Genomic DNA, 19111 nt, shown 5'->3' with positions numbered 1-19111 from the left:
GACAGCACTGGGCGTCGGCAGCCTGTCGGTGCTGTGTCGGCAGACAGGTGCACGCTTGTGCGCATGACTGAGCTTCTCGCATCGTCCGACGACCTCCGCCCCATCACCGCTTTCGACGACGGATCCGGGCCCAACCTGCTGGTGGTCCACCCGGGTGGTGGGGACGCGACCACCTGGAACAGTGTCACCCGCCACCTGACCGACGACTATCGCGTCGTCAGGATCCGCCGACGGATCTACGCTCCCGGAGCAGACATCGCACTACCCCACTCGATGGCCGTCGAGGCAGCCGACATCGTCGCGGTCGCGGAACTCCTCGACTCGCCGGTGCTTCTCGTGGGGCATTCCTCGGGCGCCGTCGCCGCGCTGGAAGCAGCGTTGCTCGCCCCGACGGCGTTCGCCGGACTGTTCCTCTATGAACCTCCCATGCCCACCCGTGAGTTGCTCGCCGGGGAGGCGGGAGCACGTGCGCGTGCCGCGCTCGACACGGGCGACCCGGTCGAGGCGATGCGTATCCATATGCGCGACATCGTCCGCATGCCTGCGAACACGGTCGATGCGATGTTCGCCGACCAGCAAGTGCAAGCGGCGTTCGCCGCCTACGCACCGGCCCAGATCGCGGACGACGAGGCAATCGACGCACTCGGCGTCGGTATCGATCGCTTCGCGAACCTCGCAACGCCGACGAGCCTGATCGAGGGAGACCTCAGCCCCGCCCACTTGCGCGAGCGCCTGGCTGATCTGGCGGCAACCCTGCCGAACGCGCGGACCGTCACGCTCGCCGACCAGGGACACATCGCCCACCTCACCGCTCCTGACACACTGGCCAACGCCATCCGGGACATGGCGGAACAGGTTCTCCACGTATGAAGCATCCGGGATGCCCCGTCGGCCGAAGCACTCGTTCAACAACGCAACGACCGGCGGGCCAACCACCAACTGTTGCCCCGCCGGCCCTGGTTCGGCCGCACGGACCGCGTCCCGCACGGGACCTCAGGACTTCGGTACCGGCGGCAGTTCGGCGTGCTCGACCGTGTAGCCGCCCTTGGTCACCGGGGCGTACGGCGCGGGCGCCATGCAGGTGCCGACCGGGGCATCCGCAGGAGCGGCATCGTCGTTCGGCATCAGGTTCACGCCGTTCCAGGAGAAGCCCACGCGGTCGTCGGAGTGCCCCTTGTCCCTGCCGCCGTCGTAGACGCTGAATCCGAGCCGACGCCCGACGTCGGGCGGCCCACCGGGGCCGACCTTGGTGATGATCGCCGTCAGCGTCGCGGTGCGGGGGCCCGTGACCAGGCAGTCCACCCGCCCTTCGGACGTGTAGGTGGTGTTCCGCTCGGCCGAGTAGTGGGAGACCTTGATCGTTCCCCGGGCATCGGTCGGCAGACCCGTGGGTATCCCGGGCAGCGGTCGGCTGTACGGGGCAGCGTGCGCGTCGAAGCTGAACGAGCGGATGTCGTCGTCCTTGTAGTAGGGCAGGACGAACTCCGCGCTTCCGGTGACACTCGCGTACGCCGGCTTCCCCGCACGCTGCCCGGCAGAAGACGCAGGCGAGGCGGACAAGGCGGACAAGGCAGGCGAGGCAGACGAGGCCGAAGCGACCGAGGCGCCGCTGAGGGGCAAGCAGGCGGCGAGCGCGACGAGTACGGCCATCGTCTTGCGGGGGGACAGTGAAATCACCGTGTTCTCCTGGGAGTTGGGGGTTCGTCGTGACGTGGTCCATCCTTCACGGCCGTCCCCTCCCGGCCCATCAGCCGCGATCCGTAATTCCCGACGCGTTCACCTCAACCGTGAGACCTACCGGTGTCAGCCTCCGGTCGCACGGGCGGCAGCCCGCTCAGCGCGACTTGGGGAACACGGCGCGCGGAGCGGATCCGTTGATGACGAAGGCGGCACCTCATCGACGACGCACCTACGGCGACGTCGTCCCGGCTCAACCATCGCTCGCTAGGGAGTCACCGGCAACGGCACTTTCCGCAGTGCCCGATAATCTGGCGGTTGACGCGAACGAGGAGCGGCGACGAGACCGGGGGGAATACGGAGATCAGGGACATCGAGATCTTCCTGACGCTCGCTCAGGAGCTGCACTTCGGCCGGACCGCCGAACGACTGCACGTGTCCCCGGCCCGAGTCAGCCAGGCGATCAAGAAGCAGGAACGCCGCATAGGCGGAGTACTCTTCGACCGCACCAGCCGCCACGTCCACCTCACCCCGCTCGGCCAGCAGCTCTACGACGACCTGCTCCCCGTGCACCACGGCCTGCAGCAGAGCCTGGAGCGGGCCGTGCTGTCTGCGAAGGAGAAGACCGAGGTGCTGCGCCTGGGCATGATGTCCAGCAACAGCGAGGATCTGCGGCCCCTCCTCACCTCGTTCGCATCCCGTCATGCCGGCTGCACCGTGCAGATCCGCGCCGTGGGCTACAACGATCCCTTCTCCGCCCTGCGCCGCGGCACGATCGACGTCCTGCTCGTCTGGCTCCCCGTCCGGGAACCAGACCTCACCGTGGGCCCGGTGGTCTGTACCGAGCCCGTCGTGCTGTGCGTGTCCTCCACCCACCGACTGGCCACGCGTCGCTCCGTCTCCTACGAAGACCTCGCCGACGAGGCCGTCCTGACCGGCGCCGCGCCCAAGCCGTTGACCAGCGCTCATGAAGAAGTCCGGCTGGAGTACTAGCCGGGGTGGACGTCTGCGATCTGCCGCATCGCGAGGCCCGGCAGGCGGGCGACCGGGCAGCCCGCGTCCCGGGCGACGGTCAGCGGCAGTCCGGCGGGGTGTCGTCGGTGCGTGTTCCCAGGCCGTCCAGGACCAGGTCGACCAGGACACGGGGGAGGTCCTCGGCCAGGGGCTCCCGCGAGAGCAGCACTCTGCTGTGCAGGGGAGCGATCAGTGCTTCGAGCGCCACGCGCGGGTCGGTCCCGGCGCGCAGCTCACCTCGGGCGATGCCGCGTTCGATCATTACGGCGGCCAGCTCGATCCTTGATCGCCAGAACGTCTCGCGCGCCTTGGCCATCTCAGCGTCCTCCACGGGGATCACCGCGACGTGGGCGAGGACGGCGCCGAGGGGGCTGTTGAGGTAGTCCGTCACCAGGGTGGCGAAGGCCAGCAGGTCCTCTCGTACGGAGCCGGTGTCCGGTACCGGAATACGGCGGTCGCTCGCGGCGAGCAGGGCGTCGATGAGGAGGTTCTCGCGGGTGCGCCAGCGGCGGTAGAGGGAGGTCTCGTTCACTCCGGCCCGCTTGGCGACGTCGGCGAAGCTGAACCGGGTCGTTCCGCCCTCGGCCAGCGCATCGAGGGCGGCGTCGAGCACCGCCTTGCGTACGCGGGCGGCCCGTCCGCCGGGCCTGCGCTGGATCTCGTCGTCACTCACATGCATCACCTCTCGCACCCACCCTAACGCAAGATTTCTTGCTTTTTTGGCGAGCATGCGCCACGGTGCTAGAAGCAAGTTTTCCGGCTTTTAGCGTCACCCGGTGGTGACGTGAAAGGAGACCGACATGTCCTTCGTATGGCCCCAGGACCCGCGTGACCTGTTCGTCGAGCGCTACCCGCAGATGGTCGCCTTCGGACTGCCCGCCCCCGATGTCGACGCCGTCCGCGCCGCCATCACCGAGATGTGGCCCGATGCCCCGGGCGGCTGGGTTCACGAGTGGTCGCAGCTCGCCGGCCGGTACGCCGCCGACGGCCGGCACGACCTGGCGGTGCTCGCCTACGGCTACGCCAAGTTCCCCACCCTGGCCAACGAGCCCAAGCGCCTGGCCCTGGCCCGCCAGGCCGAGGAGTACCAGCTCGCCGCAGCCGGCTTCCCCGTCGACTTCTCACGCCGCATCCTGACGCTCCCGCACCAGGGCGGCTCGACCCAGGTCCCGGTGCACATCCTGGCCGCGCCGGACCTGCCCGCCGACGCTCCCGTCACCCTCGCCAGCGGCGGCGTCGACAGCTGGAAGATGGACCTGCACTCCCTGCTCGTCGGCCTCGCCCTGCAGACCCGCACCCGCATCATCGCCTTCGACCTGGCCGGTACCGGAGAGACCAGCCACATCCCCATGACCCACGACGGCGGCACCGAAATCATCGAGGGCCTCATCACCGAGGCCCGCAGGACGGGCAACGGACAGGTCGTGCACTTCGGCCTGTCCATGGGCGGCTACTACTCCGCCCGCACCGGCCTCACCGGCGCTGTGGACGCCGCCATCAACGTCGGCGGCCCCGTCGAAGCCGCCTTCGCCCCCGGACGCACCTTCGCCTTCGGCATGGAGGGCATCGTCGGCAACGCCCTCGGCTTCAACGAATCCCCCAGCCCCGAGGAGCAGTCCGCGGAATTCGCGAAGTTCAACCTGCGTCACCTGCTCGACCAGGACACCAACGCCCCGATGCTCGTGATCAACGGAGCCGACGACGTCCACGTGCCCCAGCACGACACCCTGGTCTTCCAGGGCCGCCGCGACACCCGCGTCGACCTCATCCCCGGCACCGGCCACTGCGCCATCACCAAGCTGCCCGAGGTCATGCCGATCATCAACGACTGGCTCAAGCGGACGCTCGGCATCTGACACGTCCTCAGCACCGACGGGCTGGTCGGGTGCCCGGCGCGCTCACACGCCGGGCACCCGACCAGCCGGATCGCTCACCTCATGCCGCATCCTCAAGGCGGTGTGCGGCATGGAATTCGCATCCGCACAGACCTCGGAGTGCCCCCGGCCCGAACGGGTGATTGCGACGGTTGCCCTGTGACGGGATCTTCACGGCCATGTCCCGACTGTGTGCCATCCGGCGGTCGGCCGAAAATCGCTGGTTAGCCTGGCGGCGCTCAAGGTGTCCCTGGGGGACGTCGGAACAGTCGGACGGAAGAGGGAAACAGGCATGGGCGGTCGTGACGGGCACGTGGTGTCGCGCAGGCAAATATTCAGGCTGGCCGGGACGGGACTGGGGCTGACCGTATTCGGCGCCGGGGTCGTGGGGTGCGGCCCCGAGGAGGAGGCGGTCGCACCGGGCGGCAGCGCGAAGCCGGGCGGGGAGAAGAACGGTGACACTTTCACCACCCCGCCGCCGGGCACCGCGCCCGAGCCGCTGTGGAAGGCGGCTGCCGCGAACACCAGCCTGGCCGGCCTCGACGCGCTCGCGGTGATCGGGGACGTGGTCCTGGTGTCGGGCGATCCGCTGGTGGGGCGGGACATGGTCAGCGGTAAGGAGACGTGGTCGCGCAAGGGCGTCACCACGCCCGGCGCCAAACTCATCGTCGGCGGCGGCACGCTCTACCTCGCCAGCGCCGAGTACGACGGTGACGTGGTGGGTCTGGATCCGGCCACGGGCAAGGAGACCTGGCGCAGCCGCCTGGGCAAGAAGTACGAGCAGCCGCGCCCGATCGCGGCCGACGACCGCCATGTGTACGTCCTCGCCGGCATCCTGGAGAAGGACTACACGACGCCGAACAACGTGATCGCCGCGATCGACACCACCTCGGGCAAGATCGCCTGGCGTGAACAGCGCGATGCGGGGACCGAGGAGTACGGCATCACCGCCGCGGCCGTCGGCGAACGCCTGGTCTACACGGACTACCGGGAGAACGTGACGGTCCGGGACACGGCGACCGGCCGGCAGCTGTGGACGAAGAAGATCAGCCGGTCCAACAACCGACGCTTCGCCGTGCACGAGGGCCTGGTGATCGTGGCGGACGGCCGGTGGCTGCGCGCGTTCGACCTGGCCGACGGCAAGGAACGCTGGTCGCTCCGGACGGAGGAGTTCAGCTCGTTCAACGACCCGCATGTCCTGGGCGGGGTGCTCTACGCGGCCGACAGCGCGCGCGGCATGTGGGCGGTGGACCCCGGTACGGGCAAGCAGATCTGGCGCAACGAAGACCTGCGGGACTCGGCCACGCAGGCGTGGCAGTTCGCCAAGGTGAACGGCACCCTGTACGGCGCGACCGAGTTCGACGAGGACGGCGGCGTGCACGCCTTCGACGCGGCGACCGGAAAGCTGCGCTGGACCTACAACGACAGAACCGGCGACATCCAGCAGTGGTACGTGGTGGCGGCGGGCGACCGGCTGGCCGTGATGCACGGGAAGCGGCTCTACGCGCTCCCCGCCGTGTGATCAGAACGCCCTGGCTGCGCGGCGGGACCTCGCTCGCCCGTCGCTCCGCCCACCGGCCGCCCGCAGCGTCGGGGCGGCCGGCGGGGCCGGGCGCTCCTACTCGTCGTCCCAGGCCATCGAGCTCATCCGCCAGCCGCCGGGCGTCCGTACGAACTGGGTGGTCTTGCGGCCCGCGCCCTCGAACCACTCGCCGTCGAGGACACCGGACTTTCGGTACTCGCTGAACCGGTGCGCGATGGACCCGAACACCTCGGTCCGCGCGGCGACTTCCCATTCGGAGAACTCTGTCAGCGTCCCGTCGGTGAGCACTTTCTCCCGGGGCTCGATGAATGAGTCGAGGTCGTAGATCACGGGCTCGTCCCCGACGTTCGAGATGATCACCCCTTGCGGAATGAACACCTCACGGACGACATCGAGGTTCGGCCCGCTGCCGCCGGTGTTGGCGAACGCGCCCAGGAAGGCGCGCATCAGCCGGCCGAGCTCGGCCTCGACGTCGGACACCGACGCTTCTTCCGCAGGCACTTCGCTCACGGGTGGCCACTCCCCGGAGAGGACCGACCAGACCTCGCTGTCGCGCCGCACGCCCCGGTACGCGGAGCGCTGCCGCAGCACACCGTCATGGGTCATCCCGAGCCGGCGGGCGATCTCGATGCTGCGGGTGTTGCCCGCCGCGACCCACCACTCGACCCGGTGCATCCCGCGCTCCGCGAAAGCCCAGTCGATCAACGCCCGGCAGGCTCGGGTCACCAGCCCCCGGCCTTCCCCGGCGGCCTCCAGCCAGCAGCCGATCTCGCACACTCCGGAGGCGCTGTCGAAGCGCGTGAACATGACGCCGCCGACCAGTGTGCCGTCCAGCCAGATCCCGTAGATCCGGGCGGTGTCCTCGGCCTGTTTGTCGGCGTAGCGCCGGAGGACGGCCGTGGCGGAGGCGAGGTCGGTGCTGAACGTCGCCCAGGGTATCCAAGGGTCCACATAGGGCCGTGCGCGGTCGATATGGGCGAGGAACTCCTGAGCGTGCCAAGGCTCCAGGGGGCGGAGCTGAGCAGTGTCGCCGAGCGGCAGAGTGAACACGGATACCTCATCCCTGGGTACGTGAGAAGCGTTCGGTACGTAGGCCAGCAGCATGCCGCCCGCACCCGGGGACCGTGAAGCCCGACTCCGCTTCGAAGCCGCGCACGACCAGGTCGGCCCGCTGTCCGGACGATACTCCGACGGCGGCGCGACCGTACCCTCGCCCTCATCGTGCGAACGGCCCGTCGAGGGCGGCCCATTGGAGCAGCATGATGGTCTTGGCGTCGGCGATCGTGCCGTTGCGGATCCGGTCGAGCGCCTCGGTGAACGGCAGTTCCACGGTGGTGATGTCTTCGCCCTCGGCGGCGATTCCGCCGGCGGAGGCGGATGTGTCGGCCGTGTCGTAGGGGGCGGCGAAGAAATGCAGGCGCTCGGTGACCGAGCCGGGGCTCATATAGACGTCGAAGACGTGCTCGACGGTGCCGACGGTGTGTCCGGTCTCCTCGGCGGCCTCCCGGCGGATCGCTTCCTCCGGGCTGTCGCCGTCCAGGAGCCCGGCAGCGGTTTCGAGCAGCATGCCGTCGGGATGCTCGTTGACATAGGCGGGGAGGCGGAACTGACGGGTCAGCAGCACGGTGCGCCGGTCGGTGTTGTGGAGCAGGATGGTCGCCCCGTCACCGCGGTCGTAGGTCTCGCGCTGCTCGCGGCTCCAGTGTCCGTCACTGTGCCGGTAGTCGAAGGTGGTCTTCCGCAGGACGTACCAGTCGCTGGAGAGCAGCTCCACCTCGCGGATCCGCACGCGCGGGTTGCCGGTGAGGTCGAGGCCGTGCTGGTCCAGGCCGGTGCGGCCGCGCCGGTCGGGGGTGTCGAGACCGGCGGTCATCGGGCGGCCGGCACGGCGGCGAGGCCGGCGTAGACGTCCTTGCCCTGCGCACGGGCCCGGTCGACCATCCGGTCCGCCCACTCGGAGGGGCCGCCGATCCGCAGGACCGCGTCGCAGCGGGAGAGCAGCCGTTCGGCGACGGGGTGGAAGATCTCCTGGAAGAGAGTGTCGCCAGGATCCGTGCTGCCGGCCGTCTCCAGGAGCGGCAGGGCGAGCGCCTCGCCGGTGACGGGCAGGTGCCCGGCGCGGAACAGGACGAGGGCGGCTTCGTTCATCGCCCGTACGTTGGCTTCGAGTTCGCGGGGGTCGTCGCCGGTGCCCGACCGGTAGGGGCCCGCGACGAGAATCATCTGTGGGCGTGGAACGCTGGTCATGACCGTTGACTCCTTGGGCATGGGCATGGGCATGGGCATGGGCATGGGCGGATTCAGACCAGGAGGCTGTCGACGCCCGCGTCCCGCAGGGCGTCCAGGGTCTCCGGGCCGCTGGGGTGTGTGGCGGCGTCCTCGGCTGCCTTGTCGGTGACGAAGCGGTGTACCGCGCCGAGCGGGGCGACCCGGCTGAACGCGCGGACTCCCAGCTTGGTCGCGTCCGCCACCGCGATGGTGCGGGTGGCCCGGGTGAGTCCGACCTGCTTGACGGCCGCGTCGTCCAGCGAGAACTCCGACCAGCCGTGCTCGGCGTGCACACCGCCGATGGACATCACGAAGCAGTCGAAGGCCAGGGACTCCAGGGTGCGCAGCGCCAGCGGGCCGACGAGGGAGCGCTCGGCGGGACGGGAGCGGCCGCCCACGACCAGCAGGTCGATCCCGGGCCGGTCGGCCAGGCTCAGCGCTGCCTGCAGGCTGAGCACGGCGACCGTCAACGGAGCTCGGGCGGCGAGGTGCTCGGCGACGTGCACGGTCGTGGTCCCGGCGTCGAGCAGCACACGCGATCCCGGCTCCACCAGCGCGGCCACGGCCGCACCCAGGCGGTCCTTGGTGGCTGCCTGCCACGGCTCCCGCGCGGCGAACCCGGTGTCCTCGTCGCGCGGGCGGGTGGCGACGGCGCCACCGTGCACCCTGCGCACCAGGCCCTGTTGCTCCAGCGCGTCGAGGTCCCTGCGCACGGTCATCTCCGAGACGCCCAGGCGATGGGAGAGCTCCGACACGGAGACCCGGTCGGAGCCCTGCACCAATCGCAGGGTCAGGTCCAAACGATTGGCGACACCCATGCCTCAATTTCTACCATGCTTGAGTTCGAATGAACATTCTTGTGTGCGAATGCTGATTGCGCGGGGATGCCGGACGCCGGGCCGCGGACGCCGGACGCCGGACGCCGAACACCGGACGGCTTCGTCCGCTGTCGCTGTCGCTGTCGCTGTCGCTGTCGCTGCCGCAGCCGAGGTCAGTTCATCTGCCGACGGGCCCGCTTCACCTCGCGGTCGACGGCCCAGGCGTCGGCGACCGGCCCGAGGTGGCCGAGCTTGTCGGGGTTGATCACCCCGCGGACGGTCTGAATCCTCCCGTCGAGCACTTCGAGGACCATGGCGTGCAGGATCTTGCCGTCCCGGTCGCGGAAGAGCGCACCGGGCTGGCCGTTGACCTCGTGCGGCTCGAACGTCACGTCGATCCGGAGCAGCCAGGGGAAGGCCGTGCCCAGCACCCGGGCCACGTTCTCCGCGCCCATGACGGCCTTGGCCAGCTGCGGGGCCTTGCCGCCGCCGTCCCCGACCAGCTGTACGTCGGCGGCCAGCAGATTCTGCAGCCCGCCCACGTCGCCGTTCTTCAGCGCGTCGAAGAACCGCGTCGCCAGCTCCTGCCGCTCCTGGGAGTCCGCCGCGAACCGCGGTCGCCCGGCCTCCATATGCCGCCGTGCCCGCACCAGCAGCTGCCGGCACGCCGCCTCGGAACGCCCCACCGCCGCGGCGACCTCGTCGAACCCGAAGGCGAACACCTCCCGCAGCAGGAAAACCGCCCGCTCCAACGGACTGAGCCGCTCCAGCAGCAACAGCGCCGCCATCGACACGGAGTCGGCCAGCTCCACCGACCGCGCCGGATCCTGATACGGATCGCTCAGCAACGGCTCGGGGAACCACGGCCCGACGTATTCCTCCCGCCGCACCCGCGCGGAGCGCAGCACATCGATCGAGATCCGGGTCACCGCGGCCGACAGAAAGGCCTTGGTCGACGTGGGCCGGGTCGTCGAACCGTCGAAGCGCAGCCATGTCTCCTGCACCGCGTCCTCGGCCTCGCTCACGCTGCCCAGAATCCGGTAGGCGATCGAAAACAGCAGCGGCCGCAACTCCTCGAAGTCCTCGACCTTGCTCACACCGACTCAGCTCCCCCTGATGCTCGCCCACCTGGCCGTACTCGTCGGCGCAGGCAGCTTTCCGCGACCGGTTACGGTAACCGGCCGGACCACCGGCAGGTCAGAGTAATGCCCGCGAACCCAGGGCCCGGTGGCCCGCAGCCGGGCCCCGGGCCGGTGGCTGACGCCGCTCAGTGGAGCTGCCCGGGTTCGTAGGCGCCGGCCGGCTGCTGGGCGATGACGTTCAGCCGGTTCGCCGTGTTCATGAAGGAGACCAGGACCACCAGGGCGGTGAGCTGTTCCTCGTCGTAGTGCTTGGCGGCAGCGGCCCACACCTCGTCGCTGACCCCGCCGGCCCCGTCCGCGATCCGGGTCCCCTGCTCCGCGAGCTCCAGCGCGGCACGCTCGGCCTCGGTGAAGACCGTGGCCTCCCGCCACGCCGCCACCAGGTGCAGCCGCACCGAGGTCTCGCCGGCCGCGGCGGCATCCTTGGTGTGCATGTCGATGCAGAAGGCGCAGCCGTTGATCTGGCTCACGCGCAACGCCACCAGCTCCTGCGTCGCGGCCGGCAGCGGCGAGTCCTTGATCGCCTTGCCCGCCGACATGAGGTGCTTGAAGGCCTTGCCGGCGGTCGGGCTGGCGAAGTAGTTCAGTCGCGCGTCCATGGTGTGCTCCTCCGTGGTCGTCAGTGGCTACACCCTTATGACGAGGCAGCCCGGCCCTCTGTGACACGGGCGGAAGTGACCCGGGTCTCCCCGGTGCGGCGCCGCTTCCAGTACGCGACGGTCAGCACGGCCAGGGTGCTGACAGCCGACGAGTGAACGCCCGCCCCGGCAGGGAGGACCGGTGTGGCGGCCGTGCCCCGGGTTGTGCCCCGGGCCGTGGCCCGGGGCACAACCGCTCCGGTGTCAGACGACGACGAGACGGCTGGGGGCGGAGCCCCGGCTGAGGTTGCGGAACAGCTTCTTGATGTCCTGCGGGGCGAGCTTGATGCAGCCCGCGGACTTGTAGTCGCCCACGCCGTCCCAGCGCCGGCTCTCGGTGCTGCCCTGCTCTCCGGTGCGGGTCATCTCGCTGTGGATGAAGAGTTCCGTACGCGTGGTCCGGCCGTTCTTGCACGTCTTGTTGCTCAGGGGGATGGCGTAGCCCTTGATGAAGTTGCCGTTGTAGCGGGTCTGGCGGGCGCCGACGGTGTACGTGCCGGCGGGCAGCCATCCCTTGCCCGAGGCGCACTCGTCGCGTCCCTTGGCATGATTGCGGCCGAGCCCGGAGCCGGCGCGGAAGACGGCCTGCGTCTTGTTGTTGCGTACCACCATCAGACGCGAGTTCTGAGGGTCACCGGCGTTCCGCACGAACTTCAGGGTGGTGACGGCGGCGCCGGCAGCCGTCCGGCTGCCGGCCGCGGGAGCCGCCTGACCGCTCGGGGCGGTGGCGGCGGCAATGGTCACCAGGGCCATGGCACTCAGGCCGATGACGGCGGCACGAGCACGCAGGGGAGAGGTCGCAGACATGGGTGGTCACTCCTTCGAGGGTCGGTGAAGCCGGCATGCCCCGGGAGCCCGGAGCGTCTTCCCGAACTCCTGCGGTCCCGGGACGAGCTGCGGGGACCGTGCAGTGCGGGGCGCCGTCGAACCACCATGGGCCCTCGGGGAGGCCGTACGGGACGACTGGCCGTCATGCGCTGATGGCCGATCATGCATGCACAAGTGCGCCGCTCCGACCTGCGCTTATGTACGCCAGGTGCGCATGGGGGACCGCGTCGTCGAGTCGCGATCGGACCGTACGGAGGTGGCCGGCGGGGGAGTCACTTGCCCAACTTCGTGGCCAGGGCGGCACGCCGGGCGAACGTCTCGTCCTTGGACTCGGCCATCTCGCGCAGGGCCGCTTTCCGTTCCCGCTGGGCAAGCCGGTCCAGATAGAGGTGACCGCGCAGGTGGTCCGTCTCGTGCTGGAGGCACCGGGCGAAGTAGCCCCTGCCCTCGATCACCAGTGGCGCGCCGTCCTTGTCGCGGCCCCGTACGACGGCACGGTCGAGGCGGGGCACCACACGGTACGGCCCGGGAACGGACAGACACCCTTCGGATTCTTCGACCAGCCTGCGATGCTCGGCCGGCACCTCGTCCAGGACGGGATTGGCGATGTGCCCGACATGACGCACCCCCCAATCGTCCGTGATGTCCCACACGAACAACCGCAGATCCACGTCGACCTGGTTGGCGGCCAGACCCGCGCCCTCCGCCACCTGGTTCGTGGCGAACATGTCGTCGATCAGCCGCGAGAGCTCCGGCGTACCGAACCGGGTGACCTCCCGGCACCGGCGGCGCAGAATCTCCTCCCCGACGACGGTGATACGGCGCACCGCACCCCGTTCCACCTCCGGCGCGAGCCGCGGATAGGACTCGACGGGTTCGCCCTGCACACGTACCCGGCGGTCGTGCGAGGTGTCACCGAACCGAGCAGCCATGGATTATCAACGCCTTCCGCACATGCCTGAGCCGACCGGGGCCGACCCCGGCCGGCGGCAGCCCGGCTTGACCGAACGCTTTGCAAAGTAGCACCCTTTGCAAAGTGAGCGATGAAAACCGTCAAACAGCATCTGCGGGACCGCCGTCGCAACGTGCCCGGCAGTCACTCCCGGACCATCCCGTACGCGTCGCCCTGCTGGACCTCCTCGCCGAGGTCGGCACCGTCACGTCCACGCAGGCCGCCGCCCGTCTCGGCCACAGCTCCGGCCTCTGCTCATTTCACCTGCGCCAGCTCGCCCGGCACGGTCTCATCGAAGAGGCACCGCACAAAGGCGGGCGGGCACGACCATGGCGGCTCCGTTGGGAGTCCCCCCACCCGTCCGATCAGGAAGCACCGGAACAGTTCGACGCGCTCGCACGCGGGCTGGAGGACGAGAGCTACCAGCACTGGCTGGCCCACCGGGACCAGGCGCCGGCCGAGTGGCAGCACGACGAATCCTTCAGCGCCGTCGTCCACCTCACGCCGGCGGAAATGACCGAACTCGCCGCCTCCGTCCGCCTCCTGCTGGCCGACTACCGCGAACGGGACCAGCGCCCCGCCGTGCGCCCGGCAGGCACCGTGGCCGTGGCCGCGGTCACCAGGCTGTTCCCCCTGCTGACCGAGAACCCTGCGCAGTCGCCGCCCGCGCCCGAGGGCCCGCGTGGTGGTGCTGGACAGGGCTGATCGTCTGCTGCTGTCCTCCGCCCGGAACGAGGCGGCCGGCTCCATCCGCTGGTTCACTGCCGGCGGCGGCCTCAAGCCGGGCGGGAGTCGCGAGCAGGCGGCGCTGCGGGAGTTGCAGGAGGAGACCGGACTGACGAACGTCCCGCTGGGCCCGGGGGGATGGCGAGGGTGTCCGTGGACAGTGGTCCGCGGTGGTGTGGCGTACGAAGTCAGGCAGCGCTACTACGTGGCCCGGGTGCCCGACTCCCCGCTCCGGTGGCGGTACGCCACCGGCGACGCGGTCACGTCGTCCCCGGCGGTGGTCGGCGGAGTCGTGTACGTCGGCAGCAACGACAGGAACGTGTACGCCCTGGGCACCACCATCGAGGCCGGCCGGGCACGACCCCACCGGCCGCGCGCTCCGGACCGGTGGTCCGGAGCGCGTTCGGGTACGTCCAGCCCCGCACACGATCACTCGGACGGAACCTCAGGCGGCCCGCACTTCGGTGTTCTGGCCGGCGTGCAGCAGCCAGGTCCCGTCCCCCTGCTTGGTCATGACGTACAGCGGGGAGCCCTCCGCGTCGCTCTCCGTGTCGTTTTCCGCCGAGTGGTAGACCTGCCGGATCTTGACGGCCGCCACATCGGGCCGCAGGAACATGCGTGTGCACTGCCTCGTACGTCACCTCGCCGGCCCAGCTCGCGGCGGGAAGGACGGCACGGGTGAATTCGGCGATTGCGTCGAAGCCGATGAGGACCTTCGCGCCTAGCATGATCGTTATGGACATCACCATTCACACGAGTTTCCTCCCGCACGACGACCCGGACGCGTCCCTGGTCTTCTACCGCGACGTCCTCGGCTTCGAGGTCCGCAGCGACGTCGGGCAGGGCAAGATGCGCTGGATCACGGTCGGCCCGGTCGACCAGCCCAGCACGTCCATCCTCCTGGCACCGCCGGTCGCCGACCCCGGGGTCACCGAGGACGAGCGCCGCACCATCGCCGAGATGATGGCCAAGGGCACCTACGGCTGGATCCTGCTGGCCACCCGGGACCTCGACGGCACCTTCGGCCAGGTGCGGGCCGGCGGCGCCGAGGTCGTCCAGGAGCCGACCGAGCAGCCGTACGGCATCCGCGACTGCGCCTTCCGCGACCCCGCGGGCAACCTGGTCCGCATCCAGGAACTTCGCTGAGCCGTTCGGCAGCGGCTCGGCGTGATCGGCACGCCGTCGGTGCGGCGGAACAGGTGGCAGGACCGATCAGGAATCGAGAAGCACCGGTCGCCGGGCCGCAACTAGCGTGACGGACATGGCATCCATCGAAACCGTCACCCTTGAGGTGGCCGACCCCACGGCCGCCCACCACTTCTGCACCACCGCCTTCGGCCTGGACACCCAGGTACGCCTGCGGGCCTCGGAGGCGGCCACAACCGGCTTCCGTGGGTTCACGCTCGCGCTCACGGTGTCCCAGCCGGGCACCGTCGACAGCCTCATCGGCGCCGCCCTCGACGCAGGCGCCACGTCGCTGAAGCCCGCCGCGAAGTCTTTCTGGGGCTACGGCGGCGTCGTGCAAGCCCCGGACGGGACGATCTGGAAGGTCGCGACCTCGGCGAAGAAGGACACCGGCCCCGCCACCCGGCAGATCGACGAGATCGTGCTCCTGCTGGGAGTCGAGGACGTGGTCGCGAGCAAGCGGTTCTACGTCGGCCAGGGTCTTGCCGTGGCGAAGAGCTTCAGCCGCGTGTACGTCGAGTTCGCCGCCGGGGCGAGCCCCGTCAAGCTGGCGCTGTACAGGCGCCGTGCCCTTGCCAAGGACGTCGGCGTCTCCCCCGACGGCACCGGATCGCACGGGCTCGTGATCGGCGGCGACGCCGGTCCCCTCACCGACCCGGACGGGTTTGCGTGGGAGGCCGCATCGCCGGTGCCCACGCAATGACGGGTGCGCCGGCCAGGACCGGTTTCGACCCGCGCGAGTTCGACGAGCCCCACCAGTACTTCCTGATCCGGCCGCGGCGCATCCACGCCTGGCGGGAGGCGAACGAGTTGCCGGGACGCGCCCTCATGCGCGACGGCCACCGGCTCGGTTGACCGCCGCACGGCAACACCCCACGGCAACACCCCACGGTGGGAACCGGTGCGGGGCCCTGAGCCGAACCGGATTGTGCGGCGGCGCCGGAGCCAGGCATGATCGCCCCGGCAGATTGTTGCGGCACCTGGTCCGCCGGGCACGAAGCGGGCCAGAACAACCATCCCGATCTGCTCGCCACGGGACCCGCCGCAGGACCCGAGGAGTTCACGGTGACGTCCCAAGTGCCCGTATCGCCCGAGCAGTTGACCATCGTCCCGGCCAACGAGGCCTCCTGGGACGACATCGCCGCCGTATTCGGCACCACCGACGCGGGCCGCTGCCAGTGTCAGCGGTTCAAAGTCGTCGGCTGGATCTGGCGTGACACCACCCAGCAGGAGCGAACCGAGATGCTCGGGGCCCAGACGGCCTGCGGCATCCCGGACGCCGCTGACACCTCGGGCCTGGTGGCGTACGTCGACGACGACCCCGCAGGCTGGGCCGCGGTCCAGCCCCGTACCGCCTACCCCAAACTGCGCACCTCGCGCGTGGTATGGGCCGGCCGGGACGAGGACAAGGACGACGACGGGGTCTGGGCGGTGACCTGTCTCGTGGTCCGCAAGGGCTACCGGGGCAGAGGTCTGACCTATCCCCTCGTCCAGGCCGCCGTCGCCCACGCCCGCGACCGCGGCGCTCGGGCTCTTGAGGCCTACCCGATGATCACCCACCCCGGCAAGCAGATCACCTGGGGCGAACTCCATGTGGGCGCCCAGCAGGTCTTCGAGGAGGCCGGACTGACGGAGGTCGCCCGCCCCACTGTCCGGCGCACGGTGATGCGGATCGACTTCTAGGTCCTGTCGTCGACCTGCCGTCTGCCGCGATCACGCGTTGCGGGGGATCAAGTGGCGGTTTCCTCCGGCCGCGGGACGTTGTCGACGCAGCAGCGGACGAAGTCCTGGACGACGGGATCGGTGTCGTCGGCGCAGGCCCAGACGACGCCGACCTGGCTGGGGCTGACGCCGCTGACGGGGCGGTAGACGATCCCCGGGCGGGCGTAGAAACGGGCGGCGGATGCGGGGGCCAGGGCCATGCCGTAGCCATTGGCGATTGCGCTGAGCCAGTCGTCCGGCCGGTCGGTGACAGCGCCGATGCGGACCGGCCGGCCGTCGCGTTCGTCAGTGGCCAGCCAGTACTCGCGCCACGGGCCCGATTCGGGCGGGGCGGCCACGAACGGCTCGTCCCACAGATCCCGGAAGGGGATCACCTCACGTGCGGCGAAAGGGTGTCCGGCGGGGAGGGCGACCCAGCGTGGCTCGGTGAACAGCACTTTCGTCCGCAGGGCATCCTGGCCGGGGAAGGGCAGGCGCAGCAGGGCGACATCGACGTCCCCGTCGGCCAGCCCGGCGCTCGGACGTGACCAGGCGGCCTGCCGCATGTCCACCCGCCAGCCCGGTCGGCGGCGGGCGAATTCCGCGATGATGCGCGGAGTCGCCTCGTTGGCGGCACTGGCCATGAAGCCGACCCGCAGCACGCGGGCCGCGCGGTCGGCGGCGCTCCTGGTCTCCCGCAGCACCCGGTCCCACCCGGCCAGCAGGGCGGGCACCCGCTCTCCCAGGGCCCGGCCCGGTTCGGTGAGAGCCATGCCGGTGCGGGACCGCGTGAACAGCCGCACTCCCAGCTGGGCCTCCAGCTGTTTGATCTGTTTGGTGAGCGCCGGCTGGGACACGAAGAGTCGCTCCGCGGCGCGGGTGAGGGACCCCTCCTCCGCGACGGCGACGAAATAGCGCAGCAGCCGAGTGTCCACATCCATGCCGCCAGGTTATAGACGCAGGTATTGGAAGTCACTCCGCGGCTGAGGAAGGCTCAAGGCATACCGCAGCGAGCGCGCGGGATCGCCGACCTCACGACGCGCTCGGCTGGAAGAACGGAAGGAGCGGCACATGTTCACCGCCTACCTGATCATCACCGTCATCACGATCCTGGCCAACGCCGGGATCGCCGTGGCGGACTTCCTGCGGGCCGAGTTCGTCGTCGCCAACTCGACCGAAGTGGGTCTCCCACAGAACTGGCTCCCGTGGCTCGCCGCGCTCAAGGCCGCAGGAGCCGCCGGACTCCTGCTCGGGCTCCTGGGTGTCACGGCCATCGGCGTTGCCGCCGCGGCGGGACTCGTGCTGTTCTTCATCGGTGCGGTCGCCGCACATATCCGTATTCGCGTCTACCACAACATCGTGTTTCCTGGCGGCTATCTGGGTCTGGCTGTTGCGTCCCTCGCCCTTGCCGTCGTGCCATAGACGACCGCGATCGGACCTCAGGGAGGCTGTGATGCAGAGCGCTTCGTTGCCGTACATCGATGAGCACGTGACGGTCGTTGCGGCGGGGGCCGATGACGTCTGGCGCATGAGCCCCGACCGATGAGTCAGTCATGATCATTCGACGCATGGCCTCTGTACTCGGCGCCTTTGCGTTTCGCCGGTCGGTCTCGACATCGACACCGGCGACCTGACGCAAGCCGAGCTGTGGGCCCTGCGGCACGTGACAGTGCCGCGGGTCAGACCTCGGCCGCCTTCTCGGCCGCCTTCTTCCTACGGGCCCGGCCGCCGAACTCCGCCATGACGTGGAAGGCGGCCTTGGGCTCCCACCCCAGCTCCGCATACGGTCCTTCGGCTGCGCCGGGCGGCAGGACCCTGACCACGCCGAAGCTGGCGGCGTCGAAGTCGCGCTCCGGATCGTGGCGGGCCGTGGTCGCCAGGTCCCGGCGGGAGAAGGTGTAGACGAACGCGGCGTCGACGCCCGCCGCGTCGTAGACGTCGAGCAGCTCCCGGACGTAAGTGGCCTGCTCCTGCTCGTCGCGCACCGTCCCGGCGGCCATCCTCACCGGCCGCGCGTTCTCGCTCCACTCGACGACCGAGTCCCCGTGTCCACCCAGGTCGGCGGCGCCGCGGAAGGTCCCACAGCCGAATTCGGTGACGCCGAACGGCTTGCCCTGCTCCACCTGTGCGCGCAGCGCGTCCGAGAACGTGTCGGCGTTGGTCGCGTCGCGATAGCCGGCATCGGTGGCGGCGACGTCGAACGGTGTCCAGTCCACGCCCTCGAAGGCGACGGACGCGTAACCGATCGGTCCGCCGAAGCGGGCACGGACCTCGGTGACGACGCGGGCGAGGAACGCGTTGAACGTGGCGTGCAGCCGGGGGAGCAGGGCCCGGAACGCGGCCGGGTCGGCCAGGTTCGCCGCCCGCTCCTGGAACGTGTCGCCCGGCAGGAAGCCGTCGGTGAACAAGGTGACCTCGGAACCGGTGAGGAACACGATGCGCGCGCCGTCACGGCGCAGGCGCTCGGCGCGTTCGGCGGCGTCGGTGAGGAACGCCAGGAGTTCGTCCTGGGTCAGGCCGTTCGTGAAGGGCGAGTACCAGACCTCCAGACCCGCGTCGGCGGCGGCGCGCGCGGCGGTCTCCAGGCGGTCGGCGTGGCCGCCGGTGATGCGGACCGCGTCGCAGTGCAGGTCCTCGCGGATCACCCGCATCTCACGCTGGACAATGTCCGGGAGGAATGGTTCGTGAGTCGTGGTCCCGCCGGAGGTGAAACCGGTGTCGTAGTTGATGCCGAAGGCGCGCATC

22 protein-coding genes and 2 pseudogenes are annotated in these 19111 nt (G+C 70.1%); 11 read left to right on the top strand and 13 right to left on the bottom strand.

Translation table 11 applies throughout. The features are described 5' to 3' along the window. Window positions 1-63: 63 nt before the first annotated feature. Window positions 64-870 carry an alpha/beta hydrolase gene (locus tag OG520_RS41895; RefSeq protein WP_331748525.1) on the top strand — a complete coding sequence of 269 codons (807 nt, stop codon included), beginning with the start codon at window positions 64-66 and terminating at the stop codon, window positions 868-870. 123 nt (window positions 871-993) lie between these two features. Here the strand turns inward: OG520_RS41895 and OG520_RS41890 are convergent, their stop codons facing one another. Continuing rightward, window positions 994-1677, bottom strand: a complete 684-nt coding sequence (locus OG520_RS41890) for a hypothetical protein (RefSeq protein ID WP_331748523.1) — start codon at window positions 1675-1677, stop codon at window positions 994-996. Window positions 1678-1995: 318 nt separating this feature from the next. On the opposite strand from OG520_RS41890, the gene OG520_RS41885 reads away from it, so the two are divergent. Then, complete coding sequence (locus tag OG520_RS41885) at window positions 1996-2670, top strand: LysR family transcriptional regulator (RefSeq protein ID WP_331748520.1); 675 nt, start codon at window positions 1996-1998, stop codon at window positions 2668-2670. Between the two features lie 79 nt (window positions 2671-2749). Here the strand turns inward: OG520_RS41885 and OG520_RS41880 are convergent, their stop codons facing one another. Next, on the bottom strand, window positions 2750-3364 hold the full coding sequence (locus OG520_RS41880; RefSeq protein WP_331748517.1) for a TetR/AcrR family transcriptional regulator: 615 nt from the start codon (window positions 3362-3364) through the stop codon (window positions 2750-2752). Between the two features lie 127 nt (window positions 3365-3491). Here OG520_RS41880 and OG520_RS41875 point away from each other — a divergent pair, with 127 nt between their 5' ends. Then, window positions 3492-4547, top strand: coding sequence for an alpha/beta hydrolase (locus tag OG520_RS41875; protein ID WP_331748514.1), 1056 nt, complete (start codon window positions 3492-3494; stop codon window positions 4545-4547). 310 nt (window positions 4548-4857) lie between these two features. After that, entirely contained in the window at window positions 4858-6087 is a 1230-nt protein-coding gene (locus tag OG520_RS41870) for a PQQ-binding-like beta-propeller repeat protein (protein ID WP_331748511.1), read from the top strand. 96 nt (window positions 6088-6183) lie between these two features. Here the strand turns inward: OG520_RS41870 and OG520_RS41865 are convergent, their stop codons facing one another. From OG520_RS41865 to def, 8 genes are all read right to left on the bottom strand, one after another. Beyond that, entirely contained in the window at window positions 6184-7158 is a 975-nt protein-coding gene (locus OG520_RS41865; protein ID WP_331748508.1) for a GNAT family N-acetyltransferase, read from the bottom strand. Window positions 7159-7324: 166 nt separating this feature from the next. Beyond that, window positions 7325-7981 (bottom strand): NUDIX domain-containing protein, encoded by a 657-nt coding sequence (locus OG520_RS41860; protein WP_331748505.1) that lies wholly within the window; start codon window positions 7979-7981, stop codon window positions 7325-7327. Further along, window positions 7978-8355, bottom strand: coding sequence for a DUF4406 domain-containing protein (locus tag OG520_RS41855; protein WP_331748503.1), 378 nt, complete (start codon window positions 8353-8355; stop codon window positions 7978-7980). The genes OG520_RS41860 and OG520_RS41855 overlap by 4 nt, the downstream gene beginning before the upstream one ends. A 53-nt stretch (window positions 8356-8408) precedes the next feature. Beyond that, window positions 8409-9194 (bottom strand): DeoR/GlpR family DNA-binding transcription regulator, encoded by a 786-nt coding sequence (locus OG520_RS41850; RefSeq protein WP_331748500.1) that lies wholly within the window; start codon window positions 9192-9194, stop codon window positions 8409-8411. Window positions 9195-9367: 173 nt separating this feature from the next. After that, window positions 9368-10291, bottom strand: coding sequence for an RNA polymerase sigma-70 factor (locus OG520_RS41845; protein WP_331748497.1), 924 nt, complete (start codon window positions 10289-10291; stop codon window positions 9368-9370). 170 nt (window positions 10292-10461) lie between these two features. After that, window positions 10462-10935, bottom strand: a complete 474-nt coding sequence (locus OG520_RS41840) for a carboxymuconolactone decarboxylase family protein (RefSeq protein WP_331748494.1) — start codon at window positions 10933-10935, stop codon at window positions 10462-10464. 243 nt (window positions 10936-11178) lie between these two features. After that, complete coding sequence (locus tag OG520_RS41835) at window positions 11179-11781, bottom strand: L,D-transpeptidase (protein WP_331748491.1); 603 nt, start codon at window positions 11779-11781, stop codon at window positions 11179-11181. Between the two features lie 293 nt (window positions 11782-12074). Next, on the bottom strand, window positions 12075-12734 hold the full coding sequence (gene def, locus OG520_RS41830; protein WP_331748488.1) for a peptide deformylase: 660 nt from the start codon (window positions 12732-12734) through the stop codon (window positions 12075-12077). Window positions 12735-12838: 104 nt separating this feature from the next. Here def and OG520_RS41825 point away from each other — a divergent pair, with 104 nt between their 5' ends. Next, entirely contained in the window at window positions 12839-13459 is a 621-nt protein-coding gene (locus OG520_RS41825; RefSeq protein WP_331748485.1) for a winged helix-turn-helix domain-containing protein, read from the top strand. Continuing rightward, window positions 13437-13766 (top strand): annotated as a pseudogene (locus OG520_RS41820) (NUDIX domain-containing protein); the annotation flags it as partial. The gene OG520_RS41825 and the pseudogene OG520_RS41820, both read left to right, overlap by 23 nt. A 159-nt stretch (window positions 13767-13925) precedes the next feature. On the opposite strand, the pseudogene OG520_RS41815 reads toward OG520_RS41820, so the two are convergent. Next, window positions 13926-14196: pseudogene (locus tag OG520_RS41815) on the bottom strand (SgcJ/EcaC family oxidoreductase); the annotation flags it as partial. Window positions 14197-14215: 19 nt separating this feature from the next. On the opposite strand from OG520_RS41815, the gene OG520_RS41810 reads away from it, so the two are divergent. The 4 genes from OG520_RS41810 (at window position 14216) to OG520_RS41795 (ending at window position 16348) form a co-directional block, all read left to right on the top strand. Beyond that, window positions 14216-14626 carry a VOC family protein gene (locus OG520_RS41810; protein WP_331749550.1) on the top strand — a complete coding sequence of 137 codons (411 nt, stop codon included), beginning with the start codon at window positions 14216-14218 and terminating at the stop codon, window positions 14624-14626. Window positions 14627-14741: 115 nt separating this feature from the next. Then, a complete protein-coding gene (locus OG520_RS41805) occupies window positions 14742-15368 on the top strand; it encodes a glyoxalase (RefSeq protein WP_331748479.1) in 627 nt (208 codons plus the stop codon). Then, window positions 15365-15520, top strand: coding sequence for a hypothetical protein (locus OG520_RS41800; RefSeq protein WP_331748476.1), 156 nt, complete (start codon window positions 15365-15367; stop codon window positions 15518-15520). The genes OG520_RS41805 and OG520_RS41800 overlap by 4 nt, the downstream gene beginning before the upstream one ends. A 96-nt stretch (window positions 15521-15616) precedes the next feature. Continuing rightward, window positions 15617-16348: a GNAT family N-acetyltransferase gene (locus tag OG520_RS41795; RefSeq protein WP_331748473.1), complete on the top strand. Its 732-nt coding sequence runs from the start codon at window positions 15617-15619 to the stop codon at window positions 16346-16348. A 47-nt stretch (window positions 16349-16395) separates the two neighbouring features. Here the strand turns inward: OG520_RS41795 and OG520_RS41790 are convergent, their stop codons facing one another. Then, window positions 16396-17307 (bottom strand): LysR family transcriptional regulator, encoded by a 912-nt coding sequence (locus OG520_RS41790; RefSeq protein ID WP_331748470.1) that lies wholly within the window; start codon window positions 17305-17307, stop codon window positions 16396-16398. A gap of 130 nt (window positions 17308-17437) precedes the next feature. On the opposite strand from OG520_RS41790, the gene OG520_RS41785 reads away from it, so the two are divergent. Continuing rightward, complete coding sequence (locus tag OG520_RS41785) at window positions 17438-17788, top strand: DoxX family protein (RefSeq protein ID WP_331748467.1); 351 nt, start codon at window positions 17438-17440, stop codon at window positions 17786-17788. 257 nt (window positions 17789-18045) lie between these two features. Here the strand turns inward: OG520_RS41785 and OG520_RS41780 are convergent, their stop codons facing one another. Beyond that, window positions 18046-19110, bottom strand: coding sequence for a hypothetical protein (locus OG520_RS41780; protein WP_331748464.1), 1065 nt, complete (start codon window positions 19108-19110; stop codon window positions 18046-18048). Window position 19111 lies beyond the last annotated feature (1 nt).

This window comes from Streptomyces sp. NBC_00984 (assembly GCF_045162475.1).
Taxonomy (GTDB): Bacteria; Actinomycetota; Actinomycetes; order Streptomycetales; family Streptomycetaceae; genus Streptomyces.
This window is presented reverse-complemented; position numbering and strand designations above follow the sequence as displayed.